This is a genomic window from Aeromonas sp. (assembly GCF_050252055.1).
Taxonomy (GTDB): Bacteria; Pseudomonadota; Gammaproteobacteria; order Enterobacterales; family Aeromonadaceae; genus Aeromonas; species Aeromonas caviae.
Window position 1 is genome coordinate 420,005 of sequence record NZ_JBFWLQ010000002.1, and the last position, 18,331, is coordinate 438,335.

Annotated in this window: 13 protein-coding genes; 8 read left to right on the plus strand and 5 right to left on the minus strand. The window is 61.2% G+C overall.

The window, feature by feature from the left end; translation table 11 throughout:
• Nucleotides 1–9 precede the first annotated feature (9 nt).
• From AB7E19_RS05545 to AB7E19_RS05575, 7 genes are all read left to right on the plus strand, one after another.
• Nucleotides 10–1,080, plus strand: a complete 1,071-nt coding sequence (locus tag AB7E19_RS05545; protein ID WP_041215183.1) for a helix-turn-helix transcriptional regulator — start codon at nt 10–12, stop codon at nt 1,078–1,080.
• 83 nt (nt 1,081–1,163) lie between these two features.
• Nucleotides 1,164–1,586: a CBS domain-containing protein gene (locus tag AB7E19_RS05550; RefSeq protein WP_010674714.1), complete on the plus strand. Its 423-nt coding sequence runs from the start codon at nt 1,164–1,166 to the stop codon at nt 1,584–1,586.
• A 189-nt stretch (nt 1,587–1,775) separates the two neighbouring features.
• Complete coding sequence (gene hrpA / locus AB7E19_RS05555) at nt 1,776–5,690, plus strand: ATP-dependent RNA helicase HrpA (protein WP_427934711.1); 3,915 nt, start codon at nt 1,776–1,778, stop codon at nt 5,688–5,690.
• 71 nt (nt 5,691–5,761) lie between these two features.
• On the plus strand, nt 5,762–6,592 hold the full coding sequence (locus AB7E19_RS05560) for a hypothetical protein (RefSeq protein ID WP_427934712.1): 831 nt from the start codon (nt 5,762–5,764) through the stop codon (nt 6,590–6,592).
• Nucleotides 6,593–6,756: 164 nt separating this feature from the next.
• Complete coding sequence (rplY, locus tag AB7E19_RS05565) at nt 6,757–7,044, plus strand: 50S ribosomal protein L25 (protein ID WP_010674717.1); 288 nt, start codon at nt 6,757–6,759, stop codon at nt 7,042–7,044.
• 204 nt (nt 7,045–7,248) lie between these two features.
• On the plus strand, nt 7,249–10,419 hold the full coding sequence (locus tag AB7E19_RS05570) for a hybrid sensor histidine kinase/response regulator (RefSeq protein WP_408810830.1): 3,171 nt from the start codon (nt 7,249–7,251) through the stop codon (nt 10,417–10,419).
• Nucleotides 10,416–11,432, plus strand: coding sequence for an HD domain-containing phosphohydrolase (locus AB7E19_RS05575; protein WP_261999737.1), 1,017 nt, complete (start codon nt 10,416–10,418; stop codon nt 11,430–11,432). Before AB7E19_RS05570 ends, AB7E19_RS05575 begins: the two co-directional genes overlap by 4 nt.
• On the opposite strand, the gene AB7E19_RS05580 is transcribed toward AB7E19_RS05575, so the two are convergent.
• From AB7E19_RS05580 to AB7E19_RS05595, 4 genes are all read right to left on the minus strand, one after another.
• A complete protein-coding gene (locus tag AB7E19_RS05580) occupies nt 11,408–12,052 on the minus strand; it encodes an MBL fold metallo-hydrolase (protein WP_336582097.1) in 645 nt (214 codons plus the stop codon). The two genes, AB7E19_RS05575 and AB7E19_RS05580, sit on opposite strands and share 25 nt — an antisense overlap.
• Entirely contained in the window at nt 12,046–13,176 is a 1,131-nt protein-coding gene (gene mnmH, locus AB7E19_RS05585; protein WP_201888725.1) for a tRNA 2-selenouridine(34) synthase MnmH, read from the minus strand. Before mnmH ends, AB7E19_RS05580 begins: the two co-directional genes overlap by 7 nt.
• On the minus strand, nt 13,173–14,210 hold the full coding sequence (gene selD, locus AB7E19_RS05590) for a selenide, water dikinase SelD (RefSeq protein ID WP_323951770.1): 1,038 nt from the start codon (nt 14,208–14,210) through the stop codon (nt 13,173–13,175). Before selD ends, mnmH begins: the two co-directional genes overlap by 4 nt.
• A 348-nt stretch (nt 14,211–14,558) precedes the next feature.
• Nucleotides 14,559–15,743 carry an acyltransferase family protein gene (locus AB7E19_RS05595; protein WP_427934713.1) on the minus strand — a complete coding sequence of 395 codons (1,185 nt, stop codon included), beginning with the start codon at nt 15,741–15,743 and terminating at the stop codon, nt 14,559–14,561.
• Nucleotides 15,744–16,002: 259 nt separating this feature from the next.
• Between AB7E19_RS05595 and AB7E19_RS05600 the strand changes: the two genes are divergently transcribed.
• Complete coding sequence (locus tag AB7E19_RS05600) at nt 16,003–16,647, plus strand: glutathione S-transferase family protein (RefSeq protein ID WP_427934714.1); 645 nt, start codon at nt 16,003–16,005, stop codon at nt 16,645–16,647.
• A gap of 459 nt (nt 16,648–17,106) precedes the next feature.
• Here AB7E19_RS05600 and AB7E19_RS05605 read toward each other — a convergent pair whose 3' ends face one another.
• Nucleotides 17,107–18,300: a class I SAM-dependent methyltransferase gene (locus tag AB7E19_RS05605; protein ID WP_039039155.1), complete on the minus strand. Its 1,194-nt coding sequence runs from the start codon at nt 18,298–18,300 to the stop codon at nt 17,107–17,109.
• Nucleotides 18,301–18,331 lie beyond the last annotated feature (31 nt).

Here is an 18,331-nt window from a genome sequence, read left to right on the forward strand (position 1 = left end):
AGTTCGGGTGTGAAGGCATTAGAGAAAGAAAGGATATCGCCCTATATCAGCCAGTTATACGAGTGCGGTATTAATGATTCTGACATTAAGCTCGTCGTGGACCAATTTCGTGCCGACGTTTCCTGCAGTTCATCCCTGTTTTTATTGCGGGATGATGACAAGAGCGACGGAATAAAGCTTTTTTCCAGCGGTCTGACCGAGGCCCAGCAGCAGTTTTACCTGCAACATCATCGCCAGGATGTGTGGTTCAACCATTATCTGGATAAAGGGTGCAAGGGGATCGTCAGCGCCAACAGCATTTCAAGCTCGGTGGGCCTGCTGGCAAGTTTCGGCGCCCAATTCGCCGCCGGCGGCGTCTGCCAGGTCAAAGGGCGTGGGCTGAGCAGCCTGTGCAGTTACCGTGGTGCAGCGCAAGATGATTTCAGCAGTCGCGACCTCACCTCGCTCTCGGAAATCTATTCCGGACTGGCGGCCTGGAGCCACCATTATTGGAACTTGCTGGCCCTGGAAACCCAGAACTATCAGTTGCAACAGCTGGTGAAAAACCATAATAAGCCCAGCGCCATCATAGACGACAAGGGGCATATTCATTATTCCAATGTGGCCTTCAACCGTATCGCCGATGAAAATGTGGAATTGCGGGCCATCAATGGCATTTTCTCTTTGCAGAATAAGGAGCAGCAACGTCAGCTCAAGGAGATCCTCAATGGCTTTGCCTATTTGCTGCCCGGCGCCAGCGCCTATATGTCCATTCCCCGTCAGCCTAACCTGCGCCCGCTGCTGGTCCAATGCACCCTGATGAGCGGACTCAGCCGCTTTGAACGCTATGTGGAAGTGGTGCTGCGTGACCCCGAGCACGCCTTCAATCCCGACATCGAAGCGCTGGCCAGCCTCTATCCCCTCACCATTGGCGAGAAGGAGCTGCTGGTGCTGATGAGCAAGGGTTACAGCAGCAACGACATCGCGGAGCTGCGCGGTGTCAAGGTGGAAACCGTGCGCTCCACCCTGAAAGGGGTGTTCAAGAAGACCGACTGCCACAGCCAGAACGAGCTCTTGCTCTTGCTGCAATCCATCTCCTGATCCATGCGGACTATGCTTGGAGTGAGCCGGACATAGTGCCCGGCTCTTGCCTCCCCTCGGGAGGCTCGTTGGGGGAAAGCGTCATGGAATCACTCAAGGCAAAGGACTACATGCAGACCAAGCCCATCACCTTCAGCGCAGAGATGATGGTACAGGCGGCGGTGGAAAAATTTCTCAACAGTCATCAGTTGGGCGGCCCCGTAGTGGACAGCCAGGGACATCTGATTGGCTGGGTCTCCGAGCAGGATTGCATCGCCGTCATGTTGAAAGAGGCCTACCACTGTGAACAGGTGGCCCAGGTCAGGGATGTGATGCGCAAGGAGGTGCTGGCAGTCGGCCCCGACACCAGCATCCTGGATCTGGCGGAGATGATGATGGGTCAAAAGCCCAAGATCTATCCTGTGGTGGAGGAGGGGCGTCTGCTCGGGGTCATCAACCGCCACAATGTGATGCAGGCCATCCACGCCCAGCTTGGCACCTGTTTCGTGCATCAGGCCAGAGTCTGAGCGGTGTTGTCTGGTTGTTTTCAAAGAGCAGGCTCCGGCCTGCTCTTTTCATCCGTGACGGTCATGACGCCTCCGGCTTGATGTGCTGGCGCGGCGCTTTAAGGCTTGCACCGCCCAGCCTCGCTCTTTAGGATCTCCCCCAGCTATCGATATGGCCCTTGATGGGCACTCTTTTAAGGAATTCGTACCTTGTCTCTCTCTATCGAGGCGCTGCGCCGCCGTCTTACCGCCTGCATGAATCTCGACGCCCGCCGTCTTTCCAGTCGACTGCACGGGGTCAAGAAGCTGCCGGAAGCCAAGCAGGCTGCCGTGCTCGAGACCATCGCCGCTGACCTGGATGTGGCACAGGCGCGCTATCAGTCCCGTCTGGCGGGCGTGCCCAAGGTCACCTATCCGGACAATCTGCCAGTCAGCCAGAAGCAAGGGGAGATCGCCAAAGCCATTGAAGAGCATCAAGTGGTGATCATCGCCGGCGAAACCGGTTCGGGCAAAACCACCCAGATCCCCAAGATCTGTCTGGCGCTCGGGCGTGGGGTCAAGGGCTTCATCGGCCACACCCAGCCACGCCGTCTGGCGGCCCGTACCGTGGCAGCCCGTATTGCCGAGGAGATGGAGTCCGAGCTTGGCCACTACGTGGGTTACAAGGTGCGCTTTACCGATCAGGTGAGTGAGCAGACCCACATCAAGCTGATGACCGACGGTATCCTGCTGGCGGAGATCCAGAGCGACCGGATGCTCACCCAGTACGACACCATCATCATCGATGAGGCCCACGAGCGCAGCCTCAACATCGACTTCATTCTGGGTTATCTCAAACAGCTGCTGCCAAAGCGCCCCGATCTCAAGGTGATCATCACCTCGGCCACTATCGACCCGCAACGTTTCTCCCGTCATTTCAACAAAGCGCCGGTGATCGAGGTGTCAGGTCGCACCTATCCGGTGGAGGTGCGTTACCGCCCACTGTTTGTTGATAAAAAAAGCAGTGACAAGAGCGAAGGGCTGGAGGAGCGCGACGAGCTGCAGGGGATCTTCGATGCGGTGGAAGAGCTGGCCCGCGAAGGGCTCGGGGACATCCTCATCTTCATGAACGGCGAGCGGGAGATCCGCGATACCGCCGATGCCCTGCGCAAACTCAACCTGCGCGATACCGAGGTGCTGCCGCTCTACGCCCGCCTCTCCAACGCCGAACAGAACAAGGTGTTCCAGCAACATGCTGGGCGGCGCATCGTGCTCGCCACCAACGTGGCGGAGACCTCGCTGACGGTGCCGGGCATTCGATACGTCATCGATCCGGGCACCGCCCGTATCAGCCGCTACTCCTGGCGTACCAAGGTGCAGCGCCTGCCCATCGAGCCGGTCTCCCAGGCCAGCGCCAACCAGCGTAAAGGGCGTTGCGGCCGGGTGGCGGATGGTATCTGTATCCGCCTCTACTCGGAGGAGGATTTCAACGGCCGTCCGGCCTTCACCGACCCCGAGATCCTGCGCACCAATCTGGCCTCCGTCATCCTGCAGATGCTGGCGCTCGGCCTTGGCAATATGGAGGCATTCCCCTTCGTCGAGCCACCCGAATCGCGCCATATCAAGGACGGTCTGACCCTCTTGAAAGAGCTGGAGGCGGTGCGCGAGCTGCCCGCCACCGGCGATCGCGAAGCCAAACTGCAGCTGACAGAGATCGGTCGCCAGCTCTCGCGCATCCCCCTTGATCCGCGTCTGGCGAAGATGGTGATCAGCGCGGCGCAGACCGGCTGCCTGAGCGAGGTGATGGTGATCACTGCCGCCCTCAGCATTCAGGATCCCCGCGAGCGGCCCATGGAGAAGAAGCAGGCCGCCGACGAGCAGCACAGACGTTTTGAGGACAAGGAGTCCGACTTCCTCGCTTTTGTTAACCTGTGGAATTACCTGAAAGAGCAGCAGGATAGCCTTGGCAGCAATCCATTCCGCCGCATGTGCCAGAAGGAGTTTCTCTCCTACCTGCGGGTGCGCGAGTGGCAGGACATTCACTTCCAGCTGCGTCAGACGGTCAAGGAGCTTGGTTTTAAAGCCAACCAGGAACCGGCAGATTTCAAGACGGTGCACTGCGCGCTCTTGACCGGTCTTTTGAGCCATATCGGCAACAAGGATCTGGAGAAGCCCGAGTTCCTTGGGGCCCGCAATGGCCGTTTCCACCTCTTCCCGGCCTCGGGTCTGTTCAAGAAACCGCCCAAGTGGGTGATGGCCGCAGAATTGGTGGAGACCTCGCGCCTCTACGCCCGCATCAACGCCAAGATTGAACCCGAGTGGGTGGAGCCGCTGGCGGGGCACCTCATCAAGCTGCACCACAGCGACCCCCACTGGTCGAAGAAAAATGGCGCCGTGATGGCCAAGGAGAAGGTGACGCTTTATGGCCTGACTCTGGTCAACGAGCGCATCATCAACTTCAGCCACATCGATCCGGCGCTGTGCCGCGAGCTGTTTATCCGCCGCGCCCTGGTGGAGGGGGATTTCGAGACCCGCCACCGCTTCTTCAGCGATAACCGCAAGCTCCTGGCCGAGGTAGAGGCGCTGGAGCACAAGTCGCGGCGTCGCGACATCCTGGTGGATGACGAGGACTTGTTCCGCTTCTACGATGCCCGTTTGCCGGAAGATGTGATTTCCGCCCGTCACTTCGACAAGTGGTGGAAAGAGGCGCAAAAGCAGGATCCCGAGCTGCTCAACTTCGAAAAAGAGATGTTGATGAAGGGGGATGCGGCCCACATCAGCGATCTCGACTACCCCAACTTCTGGCAGCAGGGGCGCCTCAAGCTCAAGCTGACCTATCAGTTCGAGCCGGGGGAGGCTGCGGACGGTGTGACCCTGCATATTCCGTTGCCGCTCCTGAATCAGGTGGAGGTGAAGGGGTTCGAGTGGCTGATCCCGGGGCTGCGTCACGAGCTGTTGGTGGCCCTCATCAAGTCGATGCCCAAGCCGATGCGCAAGAATTTCGTGCCGGCGCCGAACTATGCCGATGCGCTGCTTGCCACCCTCAATCCCGAGCAGGGGCCGCTGTTGGACGAAATGGAGCGCCAACTGCGCCGCATGACCGGCGTGATCGTGCCCCGAGAATCCTGGGATTGGGCTGCGGTGCCCGATCACCTGAAACTCACCTTCCGGGTGGTGGACGACAAGCACAAGAAGGTGGCGGAAGGCAAAGATCTGGAGGCATTGAAAGAGTCCCTGCGTGGCAAGGTACAGGAGACCCTGTCACAAGTGGCGGACGATGATATCGAGCAGTCCGGCCTCACTCTGTGGAGCTTTGGCGAGTTGCCCCAGGAGTACAGCCAGAAGCGCGGCGGGTTCGAAGTGAAAGCCTATCCGGCGTTGGTGGATCAGAAGGATTCGGTCGCCATTCAGCTGGTGGAGAGCCCGGTGGTGCAGCAGCAGCTGATGTGGGCAGGCCAACGCCGGCTGGTACTGCTCAACGTGCCATCTCCCATCAAGTATCTGCAGGAGAAGCTGCCCAACAAGGCCAAGCTCGGGCTCTATTTCAACCCGTTTGGCAAGGTGGCGGAGCTGATTGACGACTGCATCGCCTGCGGCTGTGACAAGCTGATTGAGCAGCATGGCGGGCTGGCGTGGGACGAGGCCGGTTTCGAGGCGCTCAAGGAGTTTGTTCGCGCCGAGCTCAACGATGCGGTAGTGGAGGTGGCCAAGCAGGTGGAAGCCGTGCTGACCCTCTCCCATGAGATCAAGAAACGGCTCAAGGGCAAGATGCAGCTCGACACCGCCTTTGCCATGTCGGACATCCAGCAGCAGTTGGGTAACCTCATTCACAAGGGCTTTGTCACCGAGACCGGCTGGCAGCGGCTGCCTGACTTGCTGCGCTACCTGCGGGCCATCGAGCGGCGGCTCGAGAAGCTCGCCATCGATCCCAACCGGGATCGGGTCTACATGCTCAAGGTGCACAGCGTGGAGTCGGAGTACAAGGCACTGCTCGCCAAGATCCCCAAATCCCAGCTGATCCCGGCCGAGGTGACCAATATCCGCTGGATGATCGAGGAGCTGCGAGTCTCCTTCTTCGCCCAGCAACTGGGGACGCCATACCCTATCTCGGATAAACGGGTGCAGAGTGCCATTGCCCAGTGCTAAGCTGCTATCTATCTGTTTTCTGAGCCATAGTGTGAAAGCAACGGGACGCCAAAGGGAAGGGAGGCCGTCATATGCTGGGGATCTGGTTGGGGGTGGCACTGGTCAACATCAGCGGGTATCAACCCATTGCGGAACAAACCTGGGTGCAGCTCAACCCGGAGTTCTATCCGGTGCTGCGCCCCGTGCCGCCCATTTTTGCGGCCTGGCGGGGCAATCAGTTTCCCCCACTTGAACAGAGAAAGAAGAATGGCCGCTGGCAGATCCTCTTTCCTGCCCGGCTGGTGCCCCCCTTCGATCTGTTCGAAGGGGAGGCCCAGCTCTCCAAGGCTTACCTGGCCAGGCTAAAGCGCATCGATGAGATGGCCTATGGCATGGCGCCCCACCAATCAGTACAGCAAGCCGCCTCCTCGGCCCCCTCGTTCGAAGTCCCGGGCGCTGTCGCCTTTGTCGCCGAGTTCTCCCTGCCCCGGGAGAGGAAGATGCGGATGCCTCTGGGGGAGCCCTTGCTCGCACGGCTTGGGAGGCAGGTCCCCACACAGGCCTTGGCAAGGCAGGGAGATGCACAGCCCATGGCCACCGCAGATTCTGCCCCTGAGCAGGCGACCCTGACTCTTTCCGCCACGGCGGCAGGGGAGGCATCGCGGGTTTGTCATCAGGTGGCGGCGGGAGAAACCCTGTGGCGCATTGCAAGCCAGCTTCAGTCAAAGGAGGCCGGCGGCTCGGATACTTACAGTTATCTGCTGGCGCTGGTGCAGGAAAATCGTGACAGGATGGCCAAAGGGATCCAGGTGCAGGCCGGGCAGCGCCTCTATTGCCCCACAGCGCAGACCCTGGCGCAATTCGATGCCCTGAGCCCGGCCCAGCGACAGCAACAGTTTGCTCGTCTGGAGCAGGGGCGTTAGGGGATGGCGAGAGGCGTGGTGGAGTGCCTTTTTGCCTAGAGAGGAGTGCCGCGGGTTCTTTCCTTGTATCCCCTCCGGGCCCGTGCTAGTATTCGCGCTCGTTTTGCGAGGTGCTGACCGGTCGCAGTCAACACCATACATTCATCTTAAAAGAGATAATCACTATGTCTTTCGTATTCCAAGCTGAAGTCCGTTCTGACCTGGGGAAAGGTGCGAGCCGCCGCCTGCGTCATGCTGACCTGGTTCCTGCCATCGTTTACGGTGCAGGCAAAGAAGCCGTGTCCGTTACCCTGGACCACAAAAAGCTGATCCTGGCCCAAGAGAAGCCGGAGTTCTACTCCTCCGAGCTGACCCTGGTCATCAACGGTGAAGAAGTCAAAGTGAACGTGAAGGCTATCCAGCGTCACCCGGTTCGCTACAAGCTGGTTCACCTGGATTTCGTTCGCGTCTAATCGACAACGAACTTTCCTGTGAAGAGGCCACCCAATCGGGTGGCCTCTTTGTTTTTACAGCATTTTTTCCGGGAAAATAAAATACTCAAACAGCACTATTGGTCTTTACTTGTAGGCATGATTGACAGCAGGACACGTGTTGTGGTGCTCTGATGTTCAAAAAGTACTCGGGTAAGTCCATTTTTCGGGGCGATGTTGACCGTTATGAAAGGAATCGTACGGACATATATCCTGCTGTTTTCACCTATTCTGCTGCTGGTCCTGGCGGGTGGCTATCTGCTGGGCAATGCACTGATCGAGCGCGAGCTCTATCGCGTTCGCAGCGATGAAAGCACCTTCCTGGCGCTTGCCAGCGGCCGCCTTGACGGCGAGCTGGCGGTGCCGCTGCGCCATGTGCGCAGCATGTCGGAAGAACCCATCCTGCTTGAAGCGGCGGCTCGCAATGACCGTGACACCCTGGCCGTCCAGTTCACCATCCTGCTGAACCGCAATCCCGACTATGCCCAGGTGCGTTGGCTTGCCCCGGATGGCATGGAGCGGGTGCGCATCGATCGTCAGGGTCGGCGTTTGTGGCGTGTAGCGGACGACCAGTTGCAGAACAAGGGGGAGCGTTACTACTTTCGCGATGCCATGGCGCTGCCCTGGGAGCGGGTCTACGTCTCGCCGCTCGATCTCAACGTTGAACACGGGGTGATCGATCGCCCCTTCAACCCCATGATCCGCATTGCCAAGCGTCTGCGCCTTGGGGGGCGTGATCTTGGTCTGCTGCTAATCAACGTCCAGGCTGCCCGTATGCTCAAGGAGTTTGCCGACAACCGCGGCAAGGCAGCCGATCACATCATGCTGTTCAACCAGGACGGTTACTGGCTGCGCAGCCCGGACCCATCCCGGGAGTGGGGCTTCATGCTCGAGCGCCCGGATCTGACTCTGAAGCAGACTTCTCCCCAGGCCTGGCAGGCGTTCTGGGACGCATCAAACGGCCAGATGGAGTCTGCCGACGGACTCTGGAGCTGGACCACCCTGTACCCGGCACAGAATCATGATCAGCTGATCTGGAAAGCCGCGTCCCTGGTGCCGCACAGCGAGCTGCAGGCCATTCGCACTCATATCTGGGGGATCATCTTGGCCGCCAGCGCCGTGCTGCTGCTGTTGTTTGGTGCCGGTGTGGCTGCACTGGTGCGCAGCAGGCACAAGGAGCAACTGGCCCAGCAGGAAGCGGCCAGGTTGGCACAGGTCAAAGGTGATTTCATCGCCAACATGAGCCACGAGATCCGCACCCCCATGAACGCCATCATGGGGCTGACCTACCTGCTCGAACAGGGAGGGCTCGACGATGGTCAACATGCCCTGGTGCGCAAAATCCACCAGGCCGGGCAGGCGCTGCTCGGGATCATCAACGACATCCTTGATTTCTCCAAGATTGAGTCGGGTCGACTCGAACTTGAACGGGTGCCATTCAGTCTCGAAGAGGTGCTCGATCACGTGGCGGCCATCATGTCCACCTGCGTTGGCCAGAAGCACCTCGAACTGGTGGTGAGCAGTGCCCCCGAGCCGGTTTCCCATCTGATTGGGGACGCCCTGCGCCTCGAGCAGGTGCTGCTCAACCTGACCGGCAATGCCATCAAGTTTACCGAACGCGGCGAGGTGGAGGTCAAGGTTGTGCTGGAATCAGAGCAAGACGGCATGGCCACCTTGCTGTTTCGGGTGCGCGACACCGGGATCGGCATTCCCCCCGAGCAGCAGGCCAACATTTTCAATGCCTTCTCCCAGGCAGACTCCTCCACCAGTCGCCGCTTCGGGGGCACCGGGCTTGGTCTGACCATCAGTCGCCGCCTGGTGAATCTGATGGGGGGGGATATCGGCGTCACCAGCGAGCTTGGCAAGGGGAGCGAATTCTGGTTCCGCGTCCGGCTGGAGCAGGTGGAGCGGCCCGAGGCCTTGAACGAGCGCCTGCAGCACATCTCGCTGCTCATCGCCGACGACAATCAGGTGACCCGCGACGCCCTGTCGATGACGGTGGGTTCCCTCGGATGGCAGTCGCGGGTGGTGGAGTCCGGTGAGCAGGCGCTGCACCATCTGCTGCGCCAGGGGGAGCGTTTCGACGTGATCCTGCTCGACTGGATCATGCCGGGCATGGACGGGCTCGAGACCTGCCTGGCCATTCGCCGCGCCTTCGAGCAGCAGGAGCGTTCACCCATCATCATCATGGCGACCGCCTATTCCCAGGATGAACTGATGCACCGCCCCGGCTCTGATCAGGTGGATCTGGTGCTGCACAAACCGGTCACCGGCTCCAGTCTCTACAACGCGGTGGCGCGTCTCATCCACGAGAAGCGCGAGCATGTGGAGCCCCTTGAGAGTGGCCAGCGCCGTCTGCGCCTGCCGGGCGTGCACATACTGCTGGTGGATGACAGCGACATCAACCTGGAGGTGGCGACCCGCTTGTTGCAACGGGAGGGGGCCGAGGTGTTGACCGCCATCGATGGGGAGCGAGCCCTGGCCTGCCTGGCAGATCCGGCACGGCGCATCGATCTGGTGCTCATGGATGTGCAGATGCCGGTGATGGATGGCTACGAGGCGACCCGTCGCCTGCGCCTGCTGCCGGGGCGGGAGGAGACTCCCGTGCTGGCACTCACCGCAGGGGTATTCAAGGATCAGCGGGAGGCGGCGCTGGCCTCTGGCATGAACGACTTCATCGCCAAGCCGCTCGATGTGGAGCAGCTCATCGCGACCTTGCTGCGTTATCTGCCGGACGTAGTCCTGCCGCTCACCGTGAACGACGAGCGACTCCCCCACGAGCCGGTGGCCGGCATCGATATCGATACCGGACTGCGCAACTGGGGTGAAGCCTCGGTCTACCTCAAATACCTGCGGCGTTTTCGCGATGACTACATGACGGTCGGTACCGTGTTGCCGGGTTACATCGCCCAGCACGAGACCGATGCGGCCGCGAGCCTGACCCACAAGCTCAAGGGGGTGGCGGGCAGCCTGTCACTCACCGATGTGGCGCGTATCAGTGCCGAATTGAACGAGGCCATCGAGCAGGGTGGCGACACCAGCCAGCTTATCGCGCCTTTCCTCGAGGCCCTGGAGCGGGCACAACACTCCATTGATACCTATGCCGGGCGTGAGCCGGGCGCGGTCAGCTCCCCGCTGGCCCAGGAGGAGGCGCGGGAGGTCTGCCTGCACGCCCTGCATCAGGCCCTGGTGAGCGAGGATCTGGATCTGATTGAGCCGGCGCTGAGCCAGGCAAGGAGTCACTTGCCTTGCGAGCTGGTGAGCGAAATAAGTGCAGCCCTGGAGCTGTTCGATATCCCGTTCGCCACCCGCAAGCTGGAGGATTATCTGGAGGATCGGGAGGAACCTGCGCCATGAGTCGACCGCGCGTGTTGATCATCGACGACGAGCCGAGCAACCTCGGGTTGCTGCGGCAAATCCTCAAAGAGGAGTACAACCTCTTCTTTGCCAAAGGGGGAGAGGAGGGGTTGGCCGCCGTGGGGCGTCACGAGCCGGCACTTATCCTGCTGGACGTGCGCATGCCCGACATGGATGGTTACGAAGTGTGCCGCCGGCTCAAGGCTGATCCGGCTCACGCCGGGATCCCGGTGCTCTTTATCACCGCGAGCGACAACGCAGACAGCGAGAGCCAGGGGTTCGAGGCGGGCGGAGTGGATTATATCTACAAGCCGGTCTGTCCGAGCACGGTGCGTGCCCGGGTGCGCAATCATCTCTCCCTGGTGCGCCTCGATCAGCTCGAGTGCAGCTATCGCACTGCCATCGTCATGCTGAGCGAGGCGGGCCACTACAACGACACCGATACCGGGGTGCATATCTGGCGCATGGCCGCTTACGCCCGGGCCCTGGCTGATGCGGCGGGCTGGAGCCCGGAGCAGTCGGAGCTGCTGGAGCTGGCGGCCCCCATGCACGACATGGGCAAGATTGGTATCCCTGACCACATCCTCAAGAAGCCCGGCCCCCTCACTGAGGAGGAGTGGATCATCATGCGAAGTCACCCGCGCATCGGTTACGAGATATTGAGGCGGTCCGATGCCCCCATCTTTCGCATGGCGGCGGAGATTGCCCTGCACCACCACGAGAAATGGGACGGCTCCGGCTATCCCGCCGGCGAGACCGGCGAGGGGATCCCCGAGGCGTCGCGGATCGTGGCCATCGCCGACGTCTTTGACGCCCTGAGCGTGCGTCGCCCCTACAAAGAGCCCTGGCCCCTGGACCGGGTGCTGGCTACCATGCGCGATGGCTCCGGCCAGCACTTCGATCCCCGGCTGCTCTCCCGTTTTCTCGAGATCATGCCGGAGATCTTGCGCCTCAAGGCGCAATGGGATGCCCGCGAGGAGCGGGGGGATTACCAGATGGGCTGGGTCAGATAGGGATTGCTGGCCCGTTCGTGACCAAAGGTGGAGCTCGGGCCATGGCCCGGAATAAAGACGATCTCATCCCCGAGCGGCAGCAGGGTCTCGGTGATCGACTTGATCAGCGTCCCGTGATCCCCGCGCGGGAAATCGGTGCGGCCTATGCTGCCGGCAAAGAGCACATCCCCCACCCAGGCGAGGCGTTCTGACTGGCAGAGCAGCACGATGTGACCCGGAGTGTGGCCTGGGCAGAAGTAGACCTCCAGCTCGCATTTGCCAACCTGTACCTTGTCACCCTGTTCGAGCCAGCTATCTGGTGTAAAGGCCGGTGTGTGGGAGAAGCCGAACATCTGGCTCTGCTGGGGCAGGATATCGAGCCAGAAGGCATCCTCCTTGTGGGGGCCGGTAATGGCGACACCGGTTCTCTCGCGCAGCTCGGTGGCGGCGCCCACGTGATCCAGATGGCCGTGAGTCAGCAGGATATGGGTGAGGGTCAGCCCCCGTTTGGCAATGGCGGCCAGCAGCTTGTCCGCCTCGCCGCCGGGATCGACGAGGGCAGCCTGGCGGGTCTCGTCACACCAGATAAGAGAACAATTCTGGGCGAACTGGGTGACCGGGATCACCTCGAACTTCAACATGTGGGACTCTCCTGAGGGGTCTGAAGGGGGGAGCATTTGGCGAAGAAGGCGAGGCAGGCCTCCTTGTCACCACGAAACAGGATCCGCTCGCGCTTGTTGTCCAGCTGATAGCGGTACATGGGGTCATAGTAGCGAGTCAGCAGCAGCCTGATCCAGACCAGATGGGCGCGGGTGTCCCCGCTCTGGGCCTGTTCCCTGAGGGCGGCCTGCAACAGCCCATCGAGTTCGCGATAATCCTTGTCACCGAGTCGGCGCTTGAGCCTGGCCATGGCGTCGGTGAGGTAGCCGGCAAACAGCGGCCAGCCTGCATCTGGCCCATGGAACTCCAGATAGCGCAGCCAGAGATCCTGCACGTAATCGGTGCGGATCTGCTCGGCCCGTGCCTCCTGCGGCACCTCCACCACCACCAGAGGAGCCCGGCACATGGCCTCATAGAGGTTGAGTGGCAGGGCGCAGCGACCGATGAGACGGCTCTCGTCTTCCAGGACAAACTGTGACTCTCCCCGGTTGCGACGCTGAAGCAGCTCGATGGCAAGCCGATTTTCGAAGTCGATGTTGCCGGGTTGCCCACCCGGCAGTTGGCCAAACGACGACCCCCTGTGACGGGCGTGCCCTTCCAGATCCACCGCTTGGGTGATGTGCGCCAGCATGTGGGTCTTGCCGGAGCCGGTCATGCCGGTCAGCACGGTCCAGTCGCACTCTGCACTGGCCTTCGCCTGGGTGTCGATGAGAAAGTGGCGCAGCGCCTTGTAGCCGCCCGCGACCCGGGGGCGGGTGACGCCGGCCTCGGCCAGCCACTGCTGCACTGTCTGGGAGCGCAGGCCGCCGCGAAAACAGTAGAGCAGGGCGTCGGGTTGCTGGCGCAACCTGGCCAGCCAGCTTTCCATGCGCGCGGCGCGCACCGCGCCTCCCACCAGTAGATGGCCCAGGGCGATGGCTGCGGCCTGACCCTCCTGCTTGTAACAGGTACCGACCCGGGCACGCTCCTCGTCCGTCATCAGCGGCAGGCTGACGGCGGTGGGAAAGGCCCCTTCCTTGAACTCGACGGGGGCGCGCAGATCGATGAGTGGAACCTCATCCAGAAAGATCCGGGCGTAATCCGTGGCCAGTGGCAGGGTACTCATCGGACAACCTCGATGAACTGGTTGCCGGTGCGGGCCTGCAACTGGCCGATGGGAGAGAGGGTCAGCCCTGCCTGTGCGGCAATGGCAAGGAGCTCGGCTTCACTTTCTTTACCGACGGCTACCAGCAGGCCGCCGCTGGTCTGCGGGTCGCACAGGATGTTGCGGGTGCGATCATCCATGGCGCCCAGCTTGTCACCATAGGAGTCGAAGTTGCGCAGGGTACCGCCCGGTACGCAGCCCTCACTCAGGTAGTAATCCACCTCGTCCAGCAGCGGCAGCGCCTTGAAGTCCAGACGGGCACTGACGCCGGAACCTTCGCACATCTCCAGCAGGTGGCCTGCCAGCCCAAAACCGGTCACGTCGGTCATGGCGTGCACGCCGGGTAAGGCGGCGAAGCGCTGGCCAATCTTGTTGAGGGTGCACATGGCATCCGGGGCCAGTTGCTCATGCTCGGGCTTGAGCTTGCCCTTCTTCTGGGCGGTAGTGAGGATACCGATGCCAAGGGGCTTGGTCAGATAGAGGGTGTCGCCCACCTGGGCGGTGTCGTTCTGCTTGATGGCATTGAGCGGCACGATACCGGTCACCGCGAGGCCGAAGATGGGCTCGGGGGCGTCGATGCTGTGACCGCCTGCCAGAGAAATGCCCGCCTCGTGACACACCTGGCGGCCGCCGTCGATCACCTGCTGGGCCACTTCCGGCGCCAGCGTGTTGATGGGCCAGCCGAGGATGGCGATGGCGACGATGGGCTTGCCGCCCATGGCATAGATGTCGCTGATGGCATTGGTGGCGGCGATGCGACCGAAGGTGAAGGGATCGTCGACGATGGGCATGAAGAAGTCGGTGGTGGAGACGATGCCCTGGCCGTTGCCGATGTCCACCACGGCGGCGTCATCTTTGCTGCTGTTGCCGACCACCAGGGTGGGGTCGTCAAAGCCCGGGATCTGGCTCTTCAAGATGGTGTCGAGCACCTTGGGGGAGATTTTGCAACCGCAGCCAGCGCCGTGGCTGTATTGGGTCAGACGAATGGAAGACATGCTTTCCCCTTGTGTGGGCAGACTTGCGTGTGCAAATAACTGCTGTGGCACCGTCAAATGTGCGCGCAAAAATAGGGTGGCCCTGGCGGCCTGTGAACACAGTGATGTCAGGCTGCCTGGCAGGACGGGAGGAGGGCAAGGATGCGCCGGCGAAGCCCCGCCGAGGACCACAGGACGGGCCATTATGCCACAGACGGCCCTCTTGATTCGAACTGGAATTCACACAAAGCGCAGGGGATTGTCGGGTTCAAAAAGATCCGTACCCTTCGCCTTGCTCAGGCTAGTCTCACTTTGAGCCGCCCCGACGACGTGCTGGTCTTGCATCGGGGCTGCATGTGGTGACGGAAACTAGCCAGCTTGCTCCATCACTGGTTGGGGAGCCTTGCCTAGCCGGCGCAGTCGCCGTTGCAGCGGCCGCTCCAGCAGGGTGTAGCTCAGCGCCGAGAGCCCGATCAGCACGGCGAGCATCAACAGGGTGGCCAGCACCCCCAGCAAGGGGTTGGTCTGGGCGTACCACCACGCGGTGAGCCCCGGCGCCAGAGAGTGGACAAGCTCGCAGCCGGTGAGCAACACCAGGGCGTGGAGCAGGTAGATGGAGTAGGAGAGATCCCCCAGCCAGTTGGTGAAGCGGTTGTCCAGGAGGTGCAGCCGCGGGCTTTGGCGATCACCCTGGGCAGCGGCAATCCAGATCAGCAGCACGTAGGAGCCGATCAGCAGCAGTGTCAGTGGTAGCGTCATGGTGAACTGCATCAGCGCGAAGGGCAGCAAAAAGGCGACCAAGAGCGGCAGATCCCGATTCATCATGGGCATGCCTTTCGCAGCCTTGACCCTCGGCAGCAGCCAGAGGCCGAGCACGAATTCACTCACCCCGCGCCCGATGGCCAGCGCTCCGCTGGTGACATCCAGGGTACCCCGGCTGTGCACGATAAAGGCCAGCACCGTCAGGGCCAGCAAGGGGGCGAGGTTGCTCCAGCGGCTGCGGGTGACGGCGAGCGGAATGAGCAGCGGAAACAGCAGATAGCTCATCCACTCCACGCTGAGGGACCAGGCGGCGAAGTTCCAGGTCAATCCGTGATCGGTCACCACCTGCAGCAGCAACAGGCTGCTCGGCAGCGCCTCGGCGGGGGTAAAGGGTGAGCCGAACGGAGGCATTCCTTCCCACTCCCACATCTTGAACAGGGGGCCGGCGTAGAAGCCAATCCCGTGGTGGGCCTTGTAGAGCTCCCAGCCTACCAGCAGCAGCAGGGTCACCAGGTAGAGGGGATACACCCGGGTCAGCCGCAGCCAGAGGAAGCGGCCATAACCGATGGTGCGGGGCGTGCGGGCGAAGGCCTCCCCGTAGACGTGGGCCAGCACCAGCCCGCTCAAAATAAAGAAGAGATCGACCCAGAGGTAGCCGTTCTCGATGAGTTGGGTGTGGCCTGCGATCGACTCCATCCACTGGGGAAAGAGCAGCAAGCGGGCATGGAACAGCACCACCATCAGGGCAGCGATGCCCCGCAGCGGCGTCAACAGCGGCAATGATTGATTCATGACGGGATCCTTGATGATGTTCAGCTTGGCCTGACATCAATTTTTGTTGTGGTGCCGCTCATCAACCCTGATGAGTCGGTTGCCCCGGCTTGGCGGCCGCAGGCGGGATCACCCTACCTAAAAGAGAGTCATACGAGTGTGATTACCGTCATGAATGGGCGTTTATCATCCCAAAACCAGCATGGGATAGGGACGCATCGAAAATAGAGAGGGGATCTAGACTAGGGAAGTCATCCCTCTGAGCGTCAGGAACATCCCCATGAAACTCTATGCCCACCCCTTTTCGTCCTACAGCCAGAAAGTGCTGATCGCCCTTTACGAGAATGCCACCCTGTTCGAATACCGGAACCTCGAAGAGCCGGCGGCCAGCGCCGAACTTGCCGCCCTCTGGCCACTCAAGCGCTTCCCGGTGTTGCTGGATGATGGTCGCTGCATCCTCGAGAGCAGCACCATCGTCGCCCATCTGCAGGCGTACCATCCGGGCCCCGTCAGCCTGATCCCGCCCGGCGATGCGGGTCTGGAGGTGCATATGCTGGATCGCATCTTCGACAACTATGTGATGACGCCGATGCAAAAAGTGGTGCTGGATGCGCTGCGCCCGGTCGCGGATCGCGACAGCTATGGCGTAGCGGAGGCCCGCGAGCTGCTCAATCAGATCTACCCCTGGCTCGATCAGCGACTGGAAGGACGCCACTGGATTGCCGGCGCAGACTTCACGCTGGCCGATTGCGCCGCCGCCCCCTCGCTCTTCTACGCCGACTGGGCCCACGAGATCCCGGCTGGCTATGGCCGTCTGCGTGCCTATCGCGCCCGTCTGCTCAATCATCCCTCCATCGTGCGGATGGTGGAGGAAGCGAGGCCATTTCGACACTACTTCCCGCTGGGCGCGCCAGCGCGTGATTGAGCGGGATGACTTGTGGTGGGCGAGTATTGTCGCCCCAGGCAATGTGCGAGGCGGACAGGGGCATGGCGTGATCCATTGCAGGGGAAAACAGCAATATTCATTAAAATGAGTGAATATGCGTTTATGGCTGATATTTCCCCGAGGATTTTTTAATGTTGATGCGTAATATTTCATGCTTTTGCATAAAGCAAATGCCGGGCATGTCTCTGCTGGTGGGTTGTGTAGTGAAAGAGAGATGAGAATCGGGTTAACGATACGGCAACCTTTGATTGAGGATGGCTGTCGTCAGTCGAAGAGGAGGGATGGGGGCAGCAATCGCTGTTGGTGGCAAAGTCGGGGGGAGGTTGTCTCTTTGGCGGCCGCATAAAAAAAGCCCGCTACGATCGCGGGCTTCTTGATGGCTTGCCGGACCCGGAACTGGAACCGGGGGCAAGGGAGGTCAGCGCTGGTCTGCTCGGCTTAGCGGGCGCGCACTACCAGCCCCTTGAGGTAGAAGCCTTCCGGATAGGCGGTGCCGATGGGGTGATCGGATGCCTGGGAGAGGAGCTCCAGGATCTGGGCATCGCGGCCGGCATCGAGGGCTGCATCGGCGACGATTTTCTGGAACAGGCTCTGCTCCATCAGGCCGGAGCAGGAGTAGGTCAAGAGCACGCCACCCGGCGCCAGCAGTTGGAACGCCAGCATGTTGATGTCCTTGTAGCCGCGGCAGGCGCCCAGCAGCTGGGCCTTGCTCTCGGCAAACTTGGGCGGGTCCAGCACGATGACATCGAACTTCTCGCCCTTCTCGCGATATTCGCGCAAGAGCTTGAAGACGTCGTGACGCACGAACTGGGTGTTGCTGGTATCGAGACCGTTCAGTTCGGCGTTCTGGCGGGCGATGTCCAGCGCATTCTGGGAGAGATCGACGTTGACTACCTCCTTGGCACCGCCCTGGAGGGCATAGACGCCAAAACCGCCGGTGTAGCAGAAGCAGTTGAGCACCCGCTTGCCTTCAGTGTATTTCGCTGCGGCAAGGCGGTTATCCCGCTGATCCAGATAGAAACCCGTCTTGTGACCGTTACGAATATCGACCAGGATCTTGACGCCGCCGTTCTCCTCGATGACCACGGGGTCGGTCGGGGTCTCGCCATGGATGACACCGGTGCGCTCCTTCAGCCCTTCCTTCTTGCGCACGGCCACGTCGGAGCGTTCATAGATGCTGCACTCGGGGTAGAGGGTACGCAGCGCTTGCGTGATCAGCTCGCGCTGGAACTCGGCGCCGGCAGAGAGAATTTGGCACACCAGGAAGTCGGCGTAACGGTCGATGGTCAGACCCGGCAGGCCGTCGGATTCGGCGGCGCAGAGGCGATAACCGGTGAGGCCCTGACGCTTTATGAGCCCGTCACGGGACTCCTGCGCATATTTGAGGCGACGGATGAAGAAGTCGAGATCGACGCTCTCATCCTTGTCGAAGGTCCAGACCCGGGCACGGATCTGGGAGCTGCCGGACCAGGCACCACGGGCGAGCCATTTGCCGTCATGGGTGAAGATCTCGACGGTATCGCCGTCAACGGGGTTGCCCTGCACCCGCTCAATGCCCTTGGAGAAGATCCAGGGGTGGCGACGCAGCAGGGATTTTTCGCGGCCTTTGACGAGATAGATGGAAGCGCTCATGGGTAGTTGCCGATGGTAGAAAAGAAGGGGG

Bases quoted from the DNA above. Each gene is read 5' to 3' on its own strand.
- AB7E19_RS05575 (WP_261999737.1), top strand. From the start codon at position 10,416: ATGAGTCGACCGCGCGTGTTGATCATCGACGACGAGCCGAGCAACCTC.
- AB7E19_RS05600 (WP_427934714.1), top strand. From the start codon at position 16,003: ATGAAACTCTATGCCCACCCCTTTTCGTCCTACAGCCAGAAAGTGCTG.
- AB7E19_RS05560 (WP_427934712.1), top strand. From the start codon at position 5,762: ATGCTGGGGATCTGGTTGGGGGTGGCACTGGTCAACATCAGCGGGTAT.
- AB7E19_RS05570 (WP_408810830.1), top strand. From the start codon at position 7,249: ATGAAAGGAATCGTACGGACATATATCCTGCTGTTTTCACCTATTCTG.
- AB7E19_RS05550 (WP_010674714.1), top strand. From the start codon at position 1,164: ATGGAATCACTCAAGGCAAAGGACTACATGCAGACCAAGCCCATCACC.
- AB7E19_RS05580 (WP_336582097.1), bottom strand. From the start codon at position 12,052: ATGTTGAAGTTCGAGGTGATCCCGGTCACCCAGTTCGCCCAGAATTGT.
- mnmH (WP_201888725.1), bottom strand. From the start codon at position 13,176: ATGAGTACCCTGCCACTGGCCACGGATTACGCCCGGATCTTTCTGGAT.
- AB7E19_RS05595 (WP_427934713.1), bottom strand. From the start codon at position 15,743: ATGAATCAATCATTGCCGCTGTTGACGCCGCTGCGGGGCATCGCTGCC.
- selD (WP_323951770.1), bottom strand. From the start codon at position 14,210: ATGTCTTCCATTCGTCTGACCCAATACAGCCACGGCGCTGGCTGCGGT.
- rplY (WP_010674717.1), top strand. From the start codon at position 6,757: ATGTCTTTCGTATTCCAAGCTGAAGTCCGTTCTGACCTGGGGAAAGGT.
- AB7E19_RS05605 (WP_039039155.1), bottom strand. From the start codon at position 18,300: ATGAGCGCTTCCATCTATCTCGTCAAAGGCCGCGAAAAATCCCTGCTG.